Genomic DNA, 20,649 nt, shown 5'->3' with positions numbered 1-20,649 from the left:
ATATTAGATCTTGTTTCTACATCGACTATAGCCATAGCTACTGTTATATTATGACTATTATATTATAGACTTGATCGAATCAGTAAATCAAAGGTGTTATTATAATTACTCATGAAAGTTCTACTGATGGATATCATGGTTGTCGGCGTCGGTAACAGGCCGACCTATATCAACAATCTTCTCTCTGCTGCAAGAGACGAGGGATTAAGAACAACATACGTTAGTGCGGGCGAGCGTGCGGATGTAAGAATTAATCTTTGGACTGGTTCAGACATTGAGTTCCTGATCCGTTTCACCGTCCTCGTCCTCCTCGGTAGAATCGAGACCGACGTGGACATTATTCACGCACGTCGAATTGTGACGCTATTTCCCTTCATCCAAAAACAGACGGACGCGAAGTTGGTTGCTACCTGTCCCGGGCATCTCACTGATGAACTCAGAATGAATCACTCCAGACCATTCGTTTGGCTTTACGACACCATCGAATCACTTGCGCTCCGAATTACAGACGAGGTAATCGCAATGAGCGATTCGTGCCGAGAGTATCTCTTGGAGAAGCATTCCTATCAGGGCACCCAGATTAGAACCATCCCGGTTGGTGTTGATACTGATGTGTTCCACCCAATGGACCGGAAACAGGTCCGCAACGAGTACGGTGTAGACACAAAAAACGTGCTGCTGTACGCCGGCCGGTTCAGCCGTGTGAAAAACCTCCCACTACTCATTGAGGTGTTCGAGGCCCTCGTCGAAGAGGATGACTGGCTACTCGTCCTAGCTGGTAGGGGCGAGTGTGAGGACGAACTTCGAGAAACAATATCTGAGCGTAGTCTCAGCTCAAACACTGAGTTCGTAGGATACATTGACCATGATCGCCTGAGTGAATTAATGAATGTCGCAGATTGCCTTGCCCTCACCTCTAAGTCGGAAGGATCACCGAACGTCGTTCGAGAGGCACTTGCCTGTGGTCTCCCGGTTGTATCCACCGACGTGGGAGACGTGGACACGATAATCAAAAATGATGAAAACGGATTTATCCTTGAGGAGGGGTCACCACAGAGGTTTGCCCAGTCTATTTTGACGATTGCCGCAGAGCAAAGTTTTCGATCTAATGCGAAATCGACGACAACAGGTTTCCAACACACGTTCGAACAAATACTCGAAGTGTACGACTACGATCGAAGCGCCACGGAACACGGGGGAAATAGATGACCGACGACAATATAAAAGTGTGTCTTGTTTGTGAAGCGGGCGGACCATTTAAACAGCTCCAATTGATCGAGGAGGGATTAATGGACTTTGACCGATTCTATGTCACGTATCGAACGAGGGCGACCGAAAGTATCGAGGGATACCTATTGCCGAAAGTGTACCAGCGCATTGCTGGCGGGTTGGTCAAGCGACGGCTGAACGTCGAGAAGATTGCCGCACCGTTCATCCTTCCAGTTGTGTTCGCCTATCTGTTGTACATTCTTATCAAGGAACGACCTGATGTCGTAGTCTCGACCGGCGATCTCACGATCGCAGGACCAGCCTTTTACTTAACTAAGCTTCTTGGGATACGAACTATATTCGTGGAGAGCATTGGGCAGTTCGAGGGACCATCCACGGCTGGTCGAGTTCTCGCACCTGTCTCAGACAGGGTTCTTGTTCAGAACACTGAAACTCTAGATGATCACGCTGAAGATGCGGAGTACCATGGAGGTGTATTTTGATCTACGTTACCGTCGGAGTCTCCCAAGGATTTGAGCGACTGGTTAGGAAAGCTGATAACATCGCGGCCACGCATCAAGAGGAATTCCTGATTCAAACCGGTGACACAAACTACCAACCGAAATACGCCGACTCAGTCGATATATTACCGCCAAATAGACACGAAAAATTTTTCCGAGATGCGAGTGTAGTCGTGGGACATGCCGGAACAGGCACGTTTCTGACAGCCCTCGATAACGATGTCAGGCTGGTTTTGTTTCCGCGTAACCCAGAACTTGATGAGGTGTATGACGACCACCAGCAAAATCATGTCGACGGATGGTCAAACAGTATCGACCTAACAATAGCAAGTACCACGGAGGAACTTGCAACAATCCTCTCCGCACCGAAGGACGTTCCACAGATCCGGCGAGAAATATCCGGAGAATTGCAAGATAATATTGGCATGATCGTGCAGAAAGAGGCCGAAGAGCGGCAGCTCCCTTTCTCATTCAGATTTTGATAAAATTGCTTTGTTGAATCCGATGATAAGTCGACGGAATAGGGCTTTTACGGTGGTGTAGATCGTCTTCAACAGAAGTCGCAAACTATAGAATCGGGATCCGAAAAGCACTCTTAAATTGGATCTATTCGTCCAATATATCCGCTAACTACTGTCTCCAGAGTGTCTAAATGAGGATCAGTTGGCTTGTTGAACGCAAGACTGCGTCGGGGTAGGGTCACTAATCTGCAATCTCAGGGCGCTAGAGGCAGCTTTTCGATCGCTGAAGACACAGTAGGTGTCGCTCACAGCGGTTGCTGATGAGTCAAAACTATGGTATCTTGCTCCGTTGTTTCGGTGACGACGGCCATGCCTCTTCCGGATACGTCCGGAGAAGGGGAGCAGGCGGCGAGCCCTAAGTCGCCGCCTACATTAGGTTATGCACGATGCACTTGCGTGTTAGCTCCCGGAACTGGCCGTGCCAGATCCGGGAGCGCAGCTTCTCGCCGTCGTCTTACTTCAACTGCGAGAAGCCCGTCTCACCCATCCACCGCTGGTTGTAACCCTCGTTCAGTCGGGCGTTGTATGCCTTCTGTAACGGTGTTTGTTCCCTGTGTTTGATCAACGGTCGCGTCGAGTTGGAACGACACTCCTCACGAAGCTCGCTCCACGAGTAGTTCGCGTCGGCAGATAACACACGCAGGTCTTTCACGGTCCGGCGGAAGACCTGCATCCCAATATGACCGCCCCAAGCCTTCTGCGTCATAAAATGAGCATCCTTGATCGCCAGCGAATTCACATCGGTCAAAATTGCTGTCTTCATATACTGGAACGAGAAATCTGCGCGGTTGCGGTAGTAGTAGCTCGTTCGATCGCGTTGAAATCCGCTTGCGTCAATTACAACTTCACCACTCCAGTTCGCCTGCTCCGCACTCCGGTGGAGCAGGGGACGGAGTTCACGCATTCGGTACTCGTTTTCCCACCGACAAAACGAGCAGTAATACGGTGTTCGTTATGCTCAAACACGGCGAGGACGCCGGGCATCTCGTTGAGGTAGTCCTCGGCCTCACGGAGACTCTTCTCCAGTTTGACGCGGTAAAGAATCAACGCGATCTGCACCCACTCGGCGTACCTGTCTGCGCCATCCGGCGCGGCGGGTACGTCCGGATCCTCAACATACTGTTGACAAGATCTCGACACATCCAAGCAAGCCGTCTGAGCGATGCGATATCGCCAGACAGCGTCCATTTCCGGGTTAATCTGGCGGAATATTGCGGTAAGAGCGTCTGATGCTGTCGTCACTAGGCGAAAAAACAAGGAAGGATCAGTCCCAAAAATGCCAATCATTTCAAAGTATATAAATAGGGCTGACAGAGTTAGAACTACATGCCAGATATGGATATTCTGTATACTGTAAACGAGTTCCCAAATCTTTCTGAGAGTTTTGTCATCAACGAATTATACGAGCTCGAACAGCGCGGACATAATGTCTCTGTTTTTTCATTTGCTCGATCAGGTGAAGAGGTCACGCACGAAGAAATAGACGAACTAGATATTTCAATCCACTATGGGGACCAACCGTCATTTACTTTGTTTCCAGAACTATTTTCTAGGTCAATTCTAAATTCAACGGTCCTCCACCAAGCAGCCTTTATAGATAATCCTCTTCATCACGCCTACTATCTCTATCTTGGAAAGCAAATAATAGAAGCTGTAGAGGAAGAAGGCGGGATAGATTTAATTCATGCACACTTTGCAGCATCAAATAGACTCGCATGTACTTACGCTGCAGCATATCATGAAATTCCATGTACAGTCACAGCACACGCGTATGAACTTTTCTCTCCATCAAATATGAAGCGGTTACAGCGCGTTTGTGCCCGCTTCGATCACGTGATCACCCCTTCGAAGTACAACAAACGGTACCTCTCCGAAAAAATTGGTGTTGATACGGAAATGACTGTAGTGCCGGCAACGACAAATGTTGATAAGTTTGAGCCGTCTGACGACTGTGTGTCTGGACGCATCTTTACGGTTGCGCGACTTGTTGAAAAAAAGGGGCACAAATATGCGATCGACGCAGTTGCCGAACTCATCGATCAGGGTTACGACGTCGAGTACCACATTGTCGGAACCGGAGAGCGCGAAGATTTCCTCCGTGAGCGAGTTCGAGAGCGTGGCATCGACGACCACGTCAAATTCTTAGGACACGTATCGGATGAGCGGTTAAAGTCCGAGCTACACGAAGCAGAACTGTTCGTGCTTCCATGCGTTATCGCTTCGGACGGCGATCGAGATGTCGCACCAGTTGCGTTGAAAGAGGCGATGGCCACCCAAACCGCGTGTGTCTCCACGTCGATCTCTGCTATTCCGGAACTGATCACAGACGGACACGACGGAGTTCTGGTTGAGCCGAATGACTCGGCAGCACTGGCCGACGCATTATCCACTCTACTCAACAACCCGAGTCGTCGGAAGGAGATCGCAGCCAACGGCCGCGAGACTGTCGAGACAAAGTTCGATATCTCACAGGCGGTAGACGAGCTCGTGAGTGTCTTCCAATCCTGTATACGATCTCATGGCGATCACGGGACGAAATCCGTCGATAGCGACTAGGATAGGTACTCGGTGACTATCTTCAAATATGGTCGGGCTGGCTGCGTAGGAATGTACCCGGCAGTAACGTTGATTCCGAGGAACAACCCCAATCCCAGCGGTGGGAACACGAGTAACGACAGCCACGGAGAAAGATCGACGAGCCTGACGAATCCGAGGAACAGTATAGCGAAAACCCCTTGCGTTATTGCGAGCTTTGCAGCCCACCGCAGTGGAACGAAGTCGAACGGTGAATACGACCATAGTGCCACATTCCCGGCGAATATGGCGACGTAAGACACTCCGGTACCGATCCCAGCACCGATGATACCGTATCGAGGAATGAGAAGCGTATTCAACAGGATGTTGAGTACGAGCGCGCCGAAGGTGATGAGTTCCGTATGCCGGACCCAGCCAGTCGCCTGGAACACCGGAACGACGACCCGGGTGATGCCGAAGAAGAACGTTCCGACGATCAACACCTGTAAGGTCGTAGTCGCGCCGACGTAGTCAGGGCCGAAGTAGGCTGTGAGGAACGGTTCCGCGAGGACGAACAGTCCCACACCGAACAGAGTCAACGAGAGGACGGAGTACTTGACACCGGTCTGTATATTCTCGTTAATCTCTTCAATCTCGCCGGAACCCCAGAGGCTCGCAGTGTGTTGGAGGAACGCGAGCTGAATCGCCGACGGTACGAACCAGATCATCTCTGCAGGTGTGATCGCGCTTTGATAGAGCGCCGTGAACGTCCCGCTCTTGAAGAATTCGACGAGCAGGATGTCTGTTCGATACAAAAGCATCGCACTCAAGCCTCCGATCAATTGGTAGCCGCCAAAGGACGCGATTTCTCTTCCGTACGTCGAAACGTCACCCCACCTTGGGAAGCCGAACGAAGAATATCTCGTGAGGACGACGGCTCCCGAGATGCTCAACAGTAAGAACGAGAGCGCGTACGCGGAGAACACGCCGAGTACGTCGTAGCCGATGTATGCAAGCAGCAACCCACCGGCCGTGTATACGAGGCGGCGGACGATATTCAGAACCTCGCCCACAGATTCCTGCTGGAGTCCGTAAAAGGTACCCTTCACGATCCCGAAGACGTTCGTGAAGAGTATCGCTCCCGTGAGAATCCACACGTAAGGGGTGTATCGATCAGGGACAATATTCAACCACAAACTCAGGAGAACGACGCCCGTGGCGACAACCCCGTAAACGACGCTAAGGAATAACGACGTGGAGATAACCGACGAGACCTCTGTGGGATCATCAGTGTGCTCGGCGACCATCTTCCTCGTCGCGTCGAACAGTCCACCCTTGGACAGAAGCGTGACGATGCTGAAGCCGGCCAGTATACTCGCATACAAGCCATACTGGGCTTGGGAGATAACCCGAACGAGAATCGGCGTGAACGCCAAGCCAATCAGTATTCCAGCGACTTTCCCGGAGAAGATGGAGAGTATTGACCGGAGAAGCGAAGCCATCAGATTTGACTTAGCATTACTTTGTTCGCATTTAATTCGTCCGATAAGTCGGAGCGGCTAGTAGACCACTAAAAAGAATTTGCCGACGATCTAACGCGAAGTCGGGGGATCAAACTTCTACTTCCTTCCCTTTCAACCGCGCCTCCGCCTCCTCTCGATCCTCTGGATACCCGACATCGACGCGCCACCCATCGAGCGGGATCGCGTCGATCGTCCGCCCACTTTGGATCAACAGGTCGATCGCGTCCGAGATCTCGTACTCGCCGCGGTCGGAGGGCTGCACGAGGTGACACGCGTGGAAGATCGCAGGACTGAACGTGTAAAAGCCGGTCATCACCAGATTACTTGGAGGGTCATCGGGCTTCTCGACCACGTCGGTGATCTCGCCGTACTGGTTGGTGTCACACACGCCGTATCGTGATGCCTCTTCCCACGGCACCTCCTCGACGAGGAACGCGGCGTCGGCCCGCTCCTCGCGCTGGCGCCGCACCACATCTTGGAGGTTCGCCTCGAAGACGTTGTCACCGAGGATGAGCATGAAGTCGTCATCGATGTGCTCCTCAACGGTCAACAGAGCGTGGGCCAGCCCGTTCTGCTCGCGCTGGTGGGCGTAGGTGATGGGGACGCCCTCGTACGCGTCGCCGTAGTGGTCGATGATCACCTCCTTCAGGTAGCCGACGACGACGACGAGCTCGTCGGCGCCCAACTCGATCAGCTGGTCAAAACAATGGGTAAGCAGTGGTTCGTCTGCTACCTCTACCATTCCCTTGGGCTTGTCCTCGGTAAGGGGGCGGAGTCGTGTCCCTTCGCCGGCAGCGAGTACAACGGCTTTCATGTCATTAGCGGAGATGATGCTCCGTCATAGCCCTTTTCACTTAATTGAATTCGTCAATAAGCCTCCGAAACCGGAGGTTTGATCGTCAATTTCTAATCTACCCTCATCTTTATGTTCGATCGGTCATTTTATTTCTTCGATTTCTAAGGCTTACCCCCGTACAGTCAGGGAATTTCTCTTCGATGGCTTTTTGATGTGATAGAATTACTCATTCCTTGAGTAACTATGACTATCCTCATCACCGGTGCCGACGGCTACGTCGGCTGGCCGACCGCACTCCGAATTGCCTCTAGAACCGACGATCGCGTCCTCCTCGTTGACAACTTCGCGCGCCGCGAGTGGGTCGACGAGGTTGGCTCCACCTCCGCAACCACCGTCGCACCGATCAAAACGCGCCTCGACGCCGCTGAAGAAACCCACGGCCTCACGAACCTCTCGTTCGTCGAGGGCGACCTTACGAACAAGGACTTCGTCGACGAACTCCTCGCCGTCCACGAACCAGACACGATCATCCACACCGCGGCCCAGCCCTCAGCGCCCTACTCGCAGATCAATGGTGAGCGCGCTAACTACACCCAGCACAACAACCTCCAAGCAACTCGCAACCTCCTGTGGGGTCTCGAAGAACACGATCTCACTGACACCCACTTTATCGAGACCACCACCACTGGTGTCTACGGCGCGCCCGAGTTCCCCATCCCTGAAGGCGGCGCCACCATGGAGAACGAAGGTGAACAGGACGAAGTGCCGTTCCCAGCAATGGCCGGCAGCTGGTATCACCTCACAAAAAGCCACGACGCGGCCAACATGCGGCTGGCCCACCAGCAGTTCAACATTCCGATCAGCGACGTCCGAACCGCGATCGTCTACGGCACCCAAACCGAGGAGACGCGCGCAGACGACCGCCTCAACACGCGCTTCGACTTTGATTACTACTTCGGGACTGTCGCCCACCGCTTCGCCGCCCAAGCGGTCGCTGGCTACCCCGTCACCGTCTACGGCAAAGGTGAACAGCGCAAACCCTTCATCAGCCTCGAAGACACAGTCGAAGGGCTCGCGCAGCTCGCACTCATCGATCCCGACGAGCGTCCGGACAACCACGTCGTCTACAATCAGACCACGCGTGCGATCAGCATCGTCGAGATCGCGAACACAATTGCCGACGTCGGCACTGAGCACGGGCTCGATGTCGCGGTGGAACACTTCGAGAATCCGCGTGACGAGGACGAAACCCACAAGATGGAGATCGAACACGGCCAGTATGACGACCTTATTGGCGAGCAAGCCCAAGACTTCGAAGCAGGCATTGGGGACGTCTTCGAGACGCTCACCAACCACGCCGACGTAATCGAAGCCCACGAAGACCGCTTCCTCCCCGGTGTCCTCGAAGATCGCCTCGAGGATTAACGAGGAAGCCGGTATCGAATGGTTTACCCCTCGCTTTCGTAAATATACTGAGTATATGAACGTCTTAATAACCGGAGGCTGTGGCTATATCGGAAGTGCACTCCTCCCCAAATTACTCGAAGACGAGACCGTCGATTCGGTCACCGTTCTCGACAACCTGGCTGCGTCCACGCCTCGGAACCTCATGGGATTAGGCGTTGGGACACCCGATCACGTGACGTTTCAGCGGGGAGATGTCCGCGAGTACGGTGACGTCGAGAAAGCAATGGGTGACACGGACACAGTGATTCACCTCGCTGCGATCACGGGCGCAGACAGTACCCATGAGCGGCGTGCAGAAACCTTCGATGTGAACTACGAAGGAACTGAAAACGTTGTTCGAGCTGCCGGGAAGCTCGATGTCGGCAACGTCGTATTCGCGTCGTCATGTAACCTCTATGGGCGCGCATCCAGCACAGACATTGACGAGACCACCGAGCCTGATCCCCTGAATCCGTACGCAGAAGCAAAGTATGAGGCTGAAACTCTCATCAGAGACACACAAACGAAGTACGGATTTGACGCGACAGCGCTCAGAATGAGTACGAACTACGGGTACTCGCCAGGTGTCCGATTCAATCTCGTGGTCAACTACTTCGTGTTCCGTGCACTGACAAACCGACCACTGACCATCTACGGCGACGGCAGCAACTGGCGGCCGTTCATCCACGTCCAAGACGCCGCCCGTGCGTACAAACACGCTGCTCTACATCCTGGCTCGTGGCCACAGGACATCTACAACGTCGGTGCCAACAATCAAAACTACCAGGTTGAGACGATCGCCGAAATCATCCAAGACGAACTCAATCACGATCTCGAGATCACGTACCTCCGTGACGAACACCCTGGACCATCCTACCACGTGAACTTCGATAGACTCGCTGAGACCGAGTTCAGTACCGAGTACACACTTCGAGAGGGTGTTCGAGAGCTCGCGGACCAGTTCACAAACACACACCAACTGACTGCACCACTACCACAATGACAGACACACCCACAGCAACAGAGACCCCACAGATTGCGATCACCGGCGCCGCTGGCTACATCGGGAGTCGCGTCGTGAAGCTACTGACCGACCAATATCCCGATTGGGAGTACGTCGCCCTTGACAACTTCTATTTGGGCGATGTCCGCCGCATTGGCGATGTCGAGGTCTCTCACGTCGACATCCGAAATCGGAGCGAACTCGAAGCCGCACTCGCCGGGTCAGACATTGTCCTTCATCTCGCGGCGATCAGCGGTGTTGATGACTGTGAGCAACAGCAAGACCTCGCATACGATGTGAACGTCACCGGGACGAACAATGTGGCGTGGTTCTGCCGGAAAACCGGTGCTGGGCTCGTGTTCCCGTTCAGTATGGCAGTCCTCGGCGACCCACAAACATTTCCGATAACCGTTGATGATCCACGTGACCCATTCAACTGGTACGGCCGCACGAAACTACTCGGAGAGAGAGCTATCGAAGCATACGCTGAAGATGCCTTCCCGGCGCACCTCTACTTGAAGTCGAATCTCTATGGCCAACACACCATCGACGGTCAGCGTGTCTCGAAAGGGACGGTCATCAACTTCTTCGTGAATCGGGCACTCAACGGAGAGCCGCTCACCGTGTACGGACCTGGAACGCAGTCGCGGAACTATGTCCACGTGGATGATGTCGCCCGTGCGTACGTCCACAGCACGGAACGACTCCTCGAGCAACTCGACGCTGGCGAGACGGGTGTCGAAAAGTACGAAATCGCCTCGGACGAAGATCCGAGCGTCCAAGCTGTCGCCGAACTCGTCCAACAGATAACGGCTGAGGAACGCGGGGACGATATCGATGTTGAACTCGTTGAGAATCCACGCGGTGACGACGAAACGCTTGTTAAGGATTTCACCGTCGACACCACCAACACACAATCTGAACTTGGATGGGAACCGACACACTCGGTTGCAGACAGCATTCGTGGTCTCCTTCGTGACACCGCAGCCGAAAACTGATTTTTCCAGACGTCGAAATCGCCACTCATCTATTCGAATTCGTTCTCTTGCGGCCCAAGAGTTTAGCCACGCCTAGCGAGGCTAAGTGTCGGTGGTTTCGTACGTCCAGGTAAGATTGAAGTAGCGTTCGAGGCCAGCGACAAACGAGCCGTTATCGGTGACAGCAGCTTGGCGCTTGTGTAGTGGAATATTTTTCTCTTCAACGAGAAAAATCGCAGAACCTTGGTCATAGTCCATACTCGGGTCAGTGATTGTCCCCCGCCACGGGAGCTGATTGTCACTAAACCGTGTCTCGATGCTGGGATGCGAGTCGTGGATATAATCGACGATCGCGCGTTGGATCTGCTGATTTGTCGTCGAAAGGTGCTTGGGATGGAGAAAGAGAATACGGATAGTACAGCCGTCGTCGACAGCCTGTGTGAGTGTTGGCTCGACTGCATCAAAATATTCGAAACTTTTTGTGATGATATCGATCTGGTTGGCTGCGTTGCGGTAGAGTTGGCGAGTTTCTTCCTCGCTTGAGTCACCAACGTTAACTACATAAAATAGATTCTCGGTCGGTGAAACATCCGAACTTGCGGATTCATAAAGCGGCTGCAGTGTTTCGATAAACTCGGTACGAATGTCTTCAAGCGTCTGTTGGTAGGTTTCGAACGCTTGACGACGTGTTTCGATAGCGCGATCGAGAATCTCTGAGGGTGGTTTGGGCTGGTACATTTTTGGGCGACCAGGGATAATTTTGATGTACCCCGCATCACCGAGCGTATCTAGCACACCATAGATTCGCGCTTTGGGGATTCCTGTCGCTTCAGACAGATCAGGAGCAGACGTTTTTCCCAGTATGAGGAGCGTTTCAAGCGCTTCTTCCTCGTATTCGGTGAGATCAAGTGTTTCAAGAAGATCCGATGGATTCTCAGTCATGAGCGGTCTTCGTTTGCGGATATGAATAAAACGTTGTACTACGCAAAGAGACCTGTTTACTGAAGGCTGCAGATACTCTAAGTAATCTTCAGGGTCTATTTGACGGTCTAGTTGGATACACTAGGGAAAGTCTCCGATGCATTAATATAATCAGGTCTTAACTGGTTACTCACGTAATGAGTAACACAAACGAGGATGAACACGACCACCTTGATGGTTTAGAAGATGGGGCAGGCTGTACCGAGATCTGGGAAAAGCTTAGTGAAAACCGCATGGAAGCGGCCGACGACTAATTCTGCGAGCGATACTGGGTCGTTCTTCACTCCTAACTAGAATCAAGAATGGACACGCGTTAGTATCAGACTACTCGCTGATTTGACGATGCCGCATCGGTGGGAGAATATTCACTGCGACAGCTGGGGCAGACGAGTACGAACGATTCACCAGTAAGTTTCACTGCACCATGCACTTGCTCTTCACACCATGGGCATCTCTCACTCATAGAGTAGTGTACGGTTGTCACAGGCTTTGTTATCTGGATACTAATTCAGACATTCTCATTAGAGATCCTATGATACTGATACCCCACTACCACCAGTATCACAAGTCTTTCACTCAATCACCGAACAGATATGTGTATGGAAGATCAACGCGTCCTCGTCACGGGCGGTGCTGGGTTTATCGGCTCGAATCTCGCGAACCATCTGGCGGACCACAATGATGTGATCGCCGTCGATGACTGCTATCTTGGAACACCTGAAAATCTTGCTGACCAAGTCGAATTTATCAACGCCTCCGTCGTCGACGATGATTTCCCCACCGACGTCGACGTTGTGTTCCACTTCGCGGCCCTCTCCTCGTACAAGATGCACGAAGAAAACCCTGCACAAGGCGCTCGCGTCAACGTGGAGGGGTTCGTGAACACCATCGAACAAGCACGGCAAGACGGGTGTGACACTGTCGTGTACGCGACCACCTCGTCGATCTACGGCGATCGCACCGACCCCTCACCAGAGACAATGGACGTGCAAGCCCGCACTGGGTATGAAGCCTCCAAACTCGCCCGTGGGCGCTACGCGGAGTACTTCCACAGCTTCCACGAGATGACCCTGGCTGGCATGCGCTTTTTCTCAGTGTACCAGGGCTTTGGCGGTGCCGAGAAACACAAAGGACAGTTTGCAAACACCGTCGCGCAGTTCACCGACAAAATTGCGAATGAGGAACGGCCAGAACTGTTCGGCGATGGCACCCAGACACGCGACTTCACGCACGTCGACGATGTCGTTCGTGCGTGTGAACTCGCTGCCGATCATGAACTCCAGGGTATCTACAACGTTGGTACCGAAGAGAGCTACTCGTTCAATACAATGATCGAACTGATCAACGATGAGCTCGGAACCGACATCGAGCCGAAGTATATCGAGAATCCACTTGAAGAGTACGTTCACGACACGATGGCTGACTACTCGAAACTCCATGAGGCCACTGGATGGGAGCCAACGATTGGGTTTGAGAAGGGCGTTTCGCGGGTCTGTGAACCGTATCAAAATTGAATTAGCCAAAGAAAGAACGCAACCACCCATTATTATGGTTTCTTGTTAGGATTATGTCATCTAGTATGCTTTGCATCCAAATTTGTGGGAATTACCTTAGATTATCTAAATACTTTTTTCTCTCTTTCCGCTGATCCCGTAGCCGCCTCGCCTCCCTCAATCTCCCTCACAAGTCGCGCCTCGACTCCTTCATGATCTTCAGGATACTCAACGTCCACGAGCCAGCCCTCGATCCCGATCGCGTAGTGACGCACCCCACCGCTTCCGCTGTTAGATGGGGCAGACACCACTGTCACCAGAGTACCCGGGACGCCTGATTTACGCCGACTCCAACAAGGTCGATACCCCGCTCCGGACCGCCGAAACAGACTTCGACAACCGATGTTCGTTGTATTTTCTACCGTCTTTCCCTCGATTGTGTTCTGTCGCCCTCGTGATTCCCAACTGTGCCAACTCACCCAGATAGTCACGCACCGAACGCTCCGAGACCGGACTCATACCTTTCGAGTGAGCCACGGTCCGGTACGTATCGACGACTTCACGCGTCCGCACCGGCGTTTCACCACGTTCGTGGAGCCGTGTTAGTGCGTACAACACGAGTTTTCCGTGCTGAGAGTGGTTCTGTATCCCCTCTACTTCTTCGACTTTCTCCCATGCGTCGGAGTAGACACAATCGAAGTAGGTCCGCGCGAGTGACTGCGCTGTCGGTTCCATATACACGGTGTTACTAGAGTGAGATATCCACCTTGCGAGATTACTTTCATATTGGATATTTAGAACGGGATGCATTCAATCCTCGCCGTCGTTGTGTTCGTGAGACTCCGGGTGCGCCAGTACTGAATGGCCTCTCCGCACTAAAGTCGGAAAGATGACTGCCGAATTGAATGTCACCAACACGTCATAAATCAGGTGATATGTCTATAAGGTTGGAACTAACTTATTAACCAACAAAGAACAGGTAGTTTCATGACTGTTGGTTAATCGAGGATCTCGTGTGTGTACGGGCTATTGATTGACACAGTACTACCGGTGAATCTTTACCCGACACTGACGGACCAATACCTAGATGGCTACTGCTGTCGGGTATCGCATGGGTGCCCTTGGAGTCTGTGTCGTACTCCTTGTCGGACTCTTTGTGCTTGCTGGCGCGGGGTACCCAGCACCGCCAGACTCGGGCCCGAACCTCGCTGATCCTGACGTATCGCCTAAAAATTTTGCCGGTGAACACGTTGAGACCGGTGGTGAGGTCATCGCGACTGATCCCGTCACCATTGAGATTGAGGACGGCACCAGCACCCAACGACTTCCCGTTAAGAATGCGCCGGATGTACGTGTTGGGCAAGGGATCATTGTCGATGGCACGCTCACCACGGACGGGACACTCGTCGTGAACCGGGACCGTGCAGTCGTCCGTGAGCCGTGGGAGACAACGTACATGTACGCGATCTCAGTGCTTGGGGCGCTATTCGTTGCTGTTCGTATCTTCGATGGGTGGCGGTTTGATCTGAATGAGATCGCCTTCTCACCGCGGGACACACCGCTTCATACCCGCTATTTGTCGGAGGAAGATACGGATGGCTGATCTCTTCACCCACATTTTGTTTGGATACGTTCTCGGGATCGTGCTTTCGTGGCGGTACGAGTGGATCTCGTACCCATTCATCACAGCGGTGATGATCGGCTCAACGCTCCCAGATCTCAACCGGATCGATCTTGTGCTCCCCAGCGATCTGATTACTATACTCCTGGGAGTGCCCTTCACGTGGGGTCCACTCCATCGGGTTGGCGGCACGCTCCTTGTTGTGTGTATTGGCGCACTCCTCGTCCCGAACGCGTATCGACGTATCGTGTTCGCACTCTTGTGTACCGGTGCCGGGTCCCACTACGCGCTCGATTTACTATTGTATAAACCGTCTGGGATAACGAGCCCGCTCCTGTGGCCGTTCATTACACATGGGATTGCCGTCAATGGATTCTACCTGAGCAGCGACCGGTGGCCAGTAGTTGCTGCGATGGCGCTTGCTGGGCTTGTGTGGCTCATCGATCGACGGGTGATGCTCACTGATTCCCCGGGCCAATAATCGATCGCAGAATGTGTAGTTCGACAGAGCGGGCCGGTCGGGTCTTCTGAACGAGGCTCAGAGTCGGGTCACTCCACCGTTACACTCTTCGCTAGATTCCGTGGCTTATCGATTGGTCGGCCTTTCTCGTTAGCAACGTGGTACGCGAACAACTGCAAGTACACGTTGGCAACCAGCGGCTCAACGATACCCACATCGGGCACGGGAAAGTCGACATCAAGTGTGTCATACTCCGCATCAGCAGAGACACACCCCAGCGCGGGCGCGCCACGCGTCTGCGCTTCGGTGACGTTGTTCATCGTTTCGTTGGCCCGCGACCCCTCCGTCAACACCGCTAGCACGGGTGTCTCTGGCGTCACTAATGCCAATGGCCCATGCTTCAATTCACCCGCGGCAAACCCTTCAGCGTGGTCGTAGGAGATCTCTTTGAGCTTCAACGCACCCTCTAAGGCCACCGGAACACCAAGCGCACGTCCGACGAAAAAGAACGCCTCGCTATCTTGGTACGTTTGGGCTGCCTCCCGAACTCGTGACTCCTTATCAAGCACCTGTTGAACCGCTCCAGGTAGCCCCTGTAGATCTTCTAATACAGCACGCGCGTCGGCGGCTGCGAGCGCACCACGATCCCGCCCGATACTCACCGCAAGCATCGCAAGCGTCGCCACCTGCGAAGCGAACGTCTTCGTCGCCGCCACGCCAATTTCCGGGCCAGCCCGGATGAACGCGGTCCCATCAACTTCCCGCGTCACTGTACTCCCCAAGGTGTTCGTCACGGCGAACGTCCGCGCGCCCGCCTCATTCGCACGCCGCACCGCACCAAGCGTGTCGGCCGTCTCGCCGCTCTGGGTGACCGCAACCACGAGCGTCCGATCTGGGGTTCGTCCGGCACCGAACTCGTACTCGCTGGCAATTTCGACGGTCGCGCGCACACCGGCAAGCTCCTCAAACAGCTGCGCGGCATACCGACCGGCGTAGTAGGAGGTCCCGCAGGCAACAACCCGAATTTCCTCGACATCCGCCAGAAACCCCGGCGGGAACGAGACATCAAGATCGACGTCCCCAGCGTCAACATCTAAGCGGCCGGTGATGGTCTGTCGGAGTGCTTCAGGCTGCTCGTGAATCTCCTTGCGCATGTAGTGTTCATACCCGCCCTTTTCTGCGGCATCAGCGTCCCACGTCACCGTTTCAATATCGCGCTCAACCCGTTCACCGCTTGCGAAGATTTCGACGCCATCCTCCGACAGCGCCGCCACGTCACCATCCTCCAGATAAGTCACGTCGCGCGTATGTTCTAAGAACGCGGTCACGTCGCTCGCGACGAACGACGCGTCTTCGCTACGTCCCAACACGAGCGGACTCCCACGTCGCGCAACAATAATCCGATCGTCGTCCTCACGAACTGCACAGATTGCGTAGCTGCCCTCTAGTCGATCCTCAACGCGTCGGACTGCAGCCAGCAGATCGGCATCGGGGTCGGCTGTGAGCTCCTCCTCGATCAGATGCGGAATGACTTCAGTATCCGTGTCGCTCGTGAACTCGTGATCTGCCAACTCCGCTTTGAGCGTCTCATAATTCTCAACAATCCCATTATGGACGACCGCGACGTCGCCCACACAATCAGTGTGTGGGTGTGCGTTCGCGTCCGTCGGCGGGCCATGCGTGCTCCAGCGTGTGTGACCAACGCCGTGCGTCGCATCCGCCACGTCAGGAATCTCCAACCCATCGACTGCACCTGACTGCTTCGCCACGGTGAGCCCACTCGACGCGCCCACAAGCGCCACTCCCGCAGAATCGTACCCACGATACTCGAGATTCCGAAGCCCCTCGTGGATGATCTCACCAGTATCGTACGTTACACCGCCGTCCCTCGCAACTGTCGGTGTCCCGCCACCACTTGCTTGCACGTACCCAATAATGCCACACATGATTATCCCCTCCGTACCGTTGTACCCGCCGCAACCCGACTGTCGATCGTCACGCCCGCATCAGTGTCGACATCATCGCCAACAATCGCGCCCGTCGTGAGTATCGCGCCGGGACCGATCGTGGCATTATCACCAACCACGCCACCAAACTCGATATTGTGATGGACACTCTCCTCGATGACCATCGTCGACGGTGTTCCCTCAATTGTCACATTCGGTCCAATTCGTGCGTTGTTGGCGACAACGGCATCGCGCACCACTGCGCCAGCCCCGATCACCGCATCGGGGAAGACAATCGCATTCTCGAGGACCGCATTCGATCCGATCGTCACGTTCCGACCAACAGCGGTGTTCCCCCCAATTGTCACTGTCGGCCCCACGCGAATGCCGTCTGCCAGCACGACGTCATCAGCAATACTCACTGACGCGCTCTCGACACGACTCTCGTTCGAGGCCGTTGCTTCAGCGCCGATCAGGCCGGCATTGACCGTCAGTAGGTCCCAGAGGTTCGAGACATCGAGCCACCGACCGGTGTATGTGATCCCGTTGACGCCATCGGTCTCATCGGCGAGCTCATTAAGGGTCGCTGTCAGCGCTAACTCGCCGTGTGTGTTTGTGTTCCGGATTGCATCGAAGATTGCAGGTGAAAAGCCGTAGACGCCAGCGTTGATTCGATTCGTCTCAACCGGCCTTTCAGGTTTTTCCACGATCTCTGTCACGCGCTCCTCATCAAACGCCACCACACCGTAGTCACGCGGTGTCTCAACTGCCGTAATTGCCATCGTGGGACGGGTGCCGTCACGCGTGGCATCGGCAACACGCTCGACCAGTGCCGCATCGACAACTCGATCGCCGTTGAGCACGACAAATGGCCCGTCAACCACTGGTTCGGCTTGGAGCACAGCGTGGCCGGTTCCGAGCTGGGTCGATTGCTCGACGTACTCGATCGTCACGTCCCACTCGTCGCCGTCACCGAAGTGGTTCCGGATGCGCTCTTGGTGGTATCCGACAACGAGTGTAATGTGATCGAGGCCTGCCTCGGCGACCGCCTCAACAACATACTCGAGGAGTGGTCGGTTTGCCACGGGGATCATCGGTTTTGGCCGCCGATTTGTCAGCGGTTCTAAACGATGTCCCTCGCCGGCGGCGAGAATCACCGCCGTGACTGGTGCGTCGCTCATGTCAACTGCGTCACTCTCCGACACGGTAAAGGACATCGCTCTAGGATCCGTAACTGATTCTGAGAGTCCGATACAGATTCAGTCGTTTTGTCCAGGTGAACGAATATCAGTCAGAGAGCCGATCGCGCGTCAGAACCTCGCCGGGGCCTGTCGTTTCACCCGCGCCGATCCGGAGGCCGGCATTCAGCGACGTGTTGATTCCGGTCTTGGCCCCGTTGCCGACGATCACTCCGAGCTTCCGCCGGCCGGTGTCCACGCGGTTCCCCTTCACCGTCAGCCGGACGTTCGCGTCGTCGTGCCGGAGGTTGGCGACGTTTGTTCCCGCACCGAAGTTCACGCCGCGCCCGAGCACGGAGTCACCAACGTACGAAAGATGGCCCACCGACGCGTCGTCCATCAACACACTATTTTTGATCTCGACGCCGTGACCAACATGGGCGTCCGGACCAATCACCGTCGACCCGCGGATGTATGCGTTTGGGCCGACCTCCGCCCCCTCACGGATGACTGCTGGCCCTTCGACGTACGTGCCAGACTGCAGTCTGGCCCCCGCCTCGACAACGACCGGCCCGTGCAGATGAACGCCTTCTTCGACGGTACCGGCGACGGCTTCGTCCGATTCCTCGAACTCTGCAAGCGCGAGCCCGTTGGCTTCGAGCAGCTCCCACGGGCGACCGACGTCGAGCCACGTGCCCTCGTAGGGGGCCACATCGATTCGGTAGTTGTTGTCGAGCAGGAGCTCGATCGTTGTCGTAATCTCGTACTCACCCCGCTCGCTCTTAGGCGTTCTGTCGATGTATTCGAACACCGCAGGCTCAAACGCGTAACAGCCGACGTTCGCGAGATTCGTCGGTGGGTCGTCGGGCTTCTCGACGATCCCCGCGAGCGAGCCATCGTCGGTCGTCGAGAGCACGCCGTACGCCCGCGGGTCTGGGACCTCAGTCGCTGCGACCGCCATCCCCTCGGCCTCAGCGAGCGCGCGCGGCAGCGATGCGTCCACAACCACGTCGCCGTTGAGCACCAAGAAGTCATCATCGATGACCGGCTCGGCCTGTGCCACGGCGTGAGCCGTCCCCAGTGCCTCCACCTGCTCAACGTAGTGGACCGGGCGGTCTCGGTACGACTCGCCGATCTTCTCGCGGATCGCCTCGCCGCGGTACCCGGTCACAACGACAAACTCGTCGACGATGTCGACCGTGGTGTCGAACACGCGTTCGAGCAGCGACCGGTCGCCAACCGGCAGGAGCGGTTTCGGGCGACGATCTGTCAAGGGTCGCATCCGGGTCCCACGGCCGGCCGCTAGCACGACTCCGTACATGCCTAGTGGCGATGGGAGACTGGGGTTTAGCCGCTACGGTACTACCTGAATAGCTGGACGTACTCGACGTTAAGTCCGAGTCTTCGTCTATTGTTCTCTAATGTATCACACATCCTCATCGAGGCCGAGCACAAAGCTTTCACAACATTACGCGAGATTCTACTTGTGTCATTAGCGATCACCCATTTTGCTGTTGGAGGGATCTGTACGGCCCTCATCGCGCTCTATTTGCTGCCGCCGACACGGTACGCACGCACTCTTGTGCTCCTCGGTGGTGGCTGGGGCATGCTGCCAGACGTCCACTGGGTCGCGCCGTTCTACGCCCCCGAGCTCAAAGCTCTCCACTCGTCAGTCTTCACGAACGTCTTCTGGTTCCACCAGACGCTCGATGTCGTCGATCCCACGGATTCGTACACGGTGGCGGCGCTCGCACTCGGTGCATTCATCCTCGTAGTGAGTCTCGGCGATCACTGGGCATACCGGACTCACGAACGCACCACGACGACAACCGACCCAGGACCACTCACGGCAGTCCGATCGCTTGACACACTCGTTCGGAGCGCTGGCCTCTTGGCGCTCATCAGCGGCGTCGGGTTGGTTGCCGTTGGGAGTGTCCACGTGGGTGTTGGCGGGCTGCAAGGGCTGTATCTCGGTGTTGGAACGGCTCTTGCCGGTACTGGGGGACTCGCACTCGGCGGCCAACTCGCTGTCGCGCCATGGGTCACCACCCGGCTCTCACAATCAGTGATGCGTGGCCTCGTTGTCCTTGGGAGTCTCATCCTGACAATCGGTGGTGGAACACTGGTTGGCAGTCTACTCCGACACGGCCTGACAGCACAGTCAGTCGTCATGGGGGGTATCGGCGCGCTACTGCTCGTGTTGGCCGTAGTAAGTGCCCGAGTTCGGCTCCAACTCTGAGGGTTTTGCGAAGGGGCTTTTCTCAGTCACCGTTCTCTCTAGTATATCTGGGCGCTCGTCATTACGTGGTCGTATCCGGCTGACTCTTAACCAACACTAGCGAACAAAGGCATCGGCTTGTTGGTTAAGACGCCACGCTCTTATGTAGAAACGCGGAAAGACCGTATAATTACACTAAGTCGCCGGTAATCGGGAGGTATGACCTCCACTGAGCCAGCGTT

The 20,649-nt window shown here is 54.9% G+C and carries 18 protein-coding genes and 1 pseudogene; 11 read left to right on the top strand and 8 right to left on the bottom strand.

All coding sequences use genetic code 11. The annotated features are described in order from the left end of the window. Window positions 1-111 precede the first annotated feature (111 nt). Genes C468_RS18860 through C468_RS17025 form a run of 3 tightly spaced genes read left to right on the top strand, consistent with a single transcriptional unit; the run spans window position 112 to window position 2,212 of the window. Entirely contained in the window at window positions 112-1,209 is a 1,098-nt protein-coding gene (locus C468_RS18860; protein WP_008846804.1) for a glycosyltransferase family 4 protein, read from the top strand. Then, window positions 1,206-1,712, top strand: coding sequence for a hypothetical protein (locus tag C468_RS00080; RefSeq protein WP_080510539.1), 507 nt, complete (start codon window positions 1,206-1,208; stop codon window positions 1,710-1,712). The genes C468_RS18860 and C468_RS00080 overlap by 4 nt, the downstream gene beginning before the upstream one ends. Beyond that, a complete protein-coding gene (locus C468_RS17025) occupies window positions 1,709-2,212 on the top strand; it encodes a glycosyltransferase (protein WP_008846803.1) in 504 nt (167 codons plus the stop codon). Before C468_RS00080 ends, C468_RS17025 begins: the two co-directional genes overlap by 4 nt. 406 nt (window positions 2,213-2,618) lie before the next feature. Here the strand turns inward: C468_RS17025 and C468_RS00075 are convergent. Further along, window positions 2,619-3,420, bottom strand: a pseudogene (locus tag C468_RS00075) (IS5 family transposase). Between the two features lie 157 nt (window positions 3,421-3,577). Here C468_RS00075 and C468_RS00070 point away from each other — a divergent pair. Then, entirely contained in the window at window positions 3,578-4,807 is a 1,230-nt protein-coding gene (locus C468_RS00070; RefSeq protein WP_049911725.1) for a glycosyltransferase family 4 protein, read from the top strand. Here C468_RS00070 and C468_RS00065 read toward each other — a convergent pair. Continuing rightward, on the bottom strand, window positions 4,804-6,267 hold the full coding sequence (locus C468_RS00065) for an oligosaccharide flippase family protein (RefSeq protein WP_008846799.1): 1,464 nt from the start codon (window positions 6,265-6,267) through the stop codon (window positions 4,804-4,806). The two genes, C468_RS00070 and C468_RS00065, sit on opposite strands and share 4 nt — an antisense overlap. Window positions 6,268-6,376: 109 nt before the next feature. After that, window positions 6,377-7,102 (bottom strand): UTP--glucose-1-phosphate uridylyltransferase AglF, encoded by a 726-nt coding sequence (gene aglF / locus C468_RS00060; protein ID WP_049911723.1) that lies wholly within the window; start codon window positions 7,100-7,102, stop codon window positions 6,377-6,379. Window positions 7,103-7,327: 225 nt separating this feature from the next. Here aglF and C468_RS00055 point away from each other — a divergent pair, with 225 nt between their 5' ends. Genes C468_RS00055 through C468_RS00045 form a run of 3 tightly spaced genes read left to right on the top strand, consistent with a single transcriptional unit; the run spans window position 7,328 to window position 10,531 of the window. Then, window positions 7,328-8,509, top strand: a complete 1,182-nt coding sequence (locus C468_RS00055; protein ID WP_008846797.1) for an NAD-dependent epimerase/dehydratase family protein — start codon at window positions 7,328-7,330, stop codon at window positions 8,507-8,509. Between the two features lie 55 nt (window positions 8,510-8,564). Then, entirely contained in the window at window positions 8,565-9,533 is a 969-nt protein-coding gene (locus tag C468_RS00050) for an NAD-dependent epimerase/dehydratase family protein (RefSeq protein ID WP_008846796.1), read from the top strand. Further along, window positions 9,530-10,531 carry an NAD-dependent epimerase/dehydratase family protein gene (locus tag C468_RS00045; RefSeq protein ID WP_008846795.1) on the top strand — a complete coding sequence of 334 codons (1,002 nt, stop codon included), beginning with the start codon at window positions 9,530-9,532 and terminating at the stop codon, window positions 10,529-10,531. Before C468_RS00050 ends, C468_RS00045 begins: the two co-directional genes overlap by 4 nt. An 81-nt stretch (window positions 10,532-10,612) precedes the next feature. Here C468_RS00045 and C468_RS00040 read toward each other — a convergent pair whose 3' ends face one another. Continuing rightward, window positions 10,613-11,452 carry a TrmB family transcriptional regulator gene (locus C468_RS00040; protein ID WP_008846794.1) on the bottom strand — a complete coding sequence of 280 codons (840 nt, stop codon included), beginning with the start codon at window positions 11,450-11,452 and terminating at the stop codon, window positions 10,613-10,615. A 638-nt stretch (window positions 11,453-12,090) separates the two neighbouring features. On the opposite strand from C468_RS00040, the gene C468_RS00035 reads away from it, so the two are divergent. Beyond that, window positions 12,091-13,005 (top strand): NAD-dependent epimerase/dehydratase family protein, encoded by a 915-nt coding sequence (locus C468_RS00035; protein ID WP_008846793.1) that lies wholly within the window; start codon window positions 12,091-12,093, stop codon window positions 13,003-13,005. Between the two features lie 318 nt (window positions 13,006-13,323). Here C468_RS00035 and C468_RS17020 read toward each other — a convergent pair whose 3' ends face one another. Beyond that, entirely contained in the window at window positions 13,324-13,719 is a 396-nt protein-coding gene (locus C468_RS17020) for a hypothetical protein (protein ID WP_241430942.1), read from the bottom strand. Window positions 13,720-14,071: 352 nt separating this feature from the next. On the opposite strand from C468_RS17020, the gene C468_RS00030 reads away from it, so the two are divergent. Together C468_RS00030 and C468_RS00025 are read left to right on the top strand one after the other, a co-directional pair. Continuing rightward, window positions 14,072-14,587, top strand: a complete 516-nt coding sequence (locus C468_RS00030; protein WP_008846792.1) for a hypothetical protein — start codon at window positions 14,072-14,074, stop codon at window positions 14,585-14,587. Beyond that, window positions 14,580-15,086 (top strand): metal-dependent hydrolase, encoded by a 507-nt coding sequence (locus C468_RS00025; RefSeq protein ID WP_008846791.1) that lies wholly within the window; start codon window positions 14,580-14,582, stop codon window positions 15,084-15,086. Before C468_RS00030 ends, C468_RS00025 begins: the two co-directional genes overlap by 8 nt. Before the next feature lie 68 nt (window positions 15,087-15,154). On the opposite strand, the gene glmS is transcribed toward C468_RS00025, so the two are convergent. The 3 genes from glmS to glmU all read right to left on the bottom strand — a co-directional run bounded on the left by glmS (window position 15,155) and on the right by glmU (window position 19,510). Then, window positions 15,155-17,011: a glutamine--fructose-6-phosphate transaminase (isomerizing) gene (gene glmS, locus C468_RS00020; protein ID WP_049911720.1), complete on the bottom strand. Its 1,857-nt coding sequence runs from the start codon at window positions 17,009-17,011 to the stop codon at window positions 15,155-15,157. A 2-nt stretch (window positions 17,012-17,013) separates the two neighbouring features. Next, a complete protein-coding gene (locus tag C468_RS00015) occupies window positions 17,014-18,192 on the bottom strand; it encodes a sugar phosphate nucleotidyltransferase (RefSeq protein WP_080510538.1) in 1,179 nt (392 codons plus the stop codon). Between the two features lie 106 nt (window positions 18,193-18,298). Beyond that, window positions 18,299-19,510 (bottom strand): bifunctional sugar-1-phosphate nucleotidylyltransferase/acetyltransferase, encoded by a 1,212-nt coding sequence (glmU, locus tag C468_RS00010; protein WP_049911718.1) that lies wholly within the window; start codon window positions 19,508-19,510, stop codon window positions 18,299-18,301. A gap of 285 nt (window positions 19,511-19,795) precedes the next feature. Between glmU and C468_RS00005 the strand changes: the two genes are divergently transcribed. Further along, complete coding sequence (locus C468_RS00005) at window positions 19,796-20,428, top strand: hypothetical protein (protein ID WP_193788237.1); 633 nt, start codon at window positions 19,796-19,798, stop codon at window positions 20,426-20,428. The last annotated feature ends 221 nt before the right edge of the window (window positions 20,429-20,649 follow it).

The organism is Halorubrum kocurii JCM 14978, from assembly GCF_000337355.1.
Taxonomy (GTDB): Archaea; Halobacteriota; Halobacteria; order Halobacteriales; family Haloferacaceae; genus Halorubrum; species Halorubrum kocurii.
The sequence above is the reverse complement of the archived record's forward strand: the minus strand, read 5'-3'. Positions and strand labels throughout refer to the sequence as shown.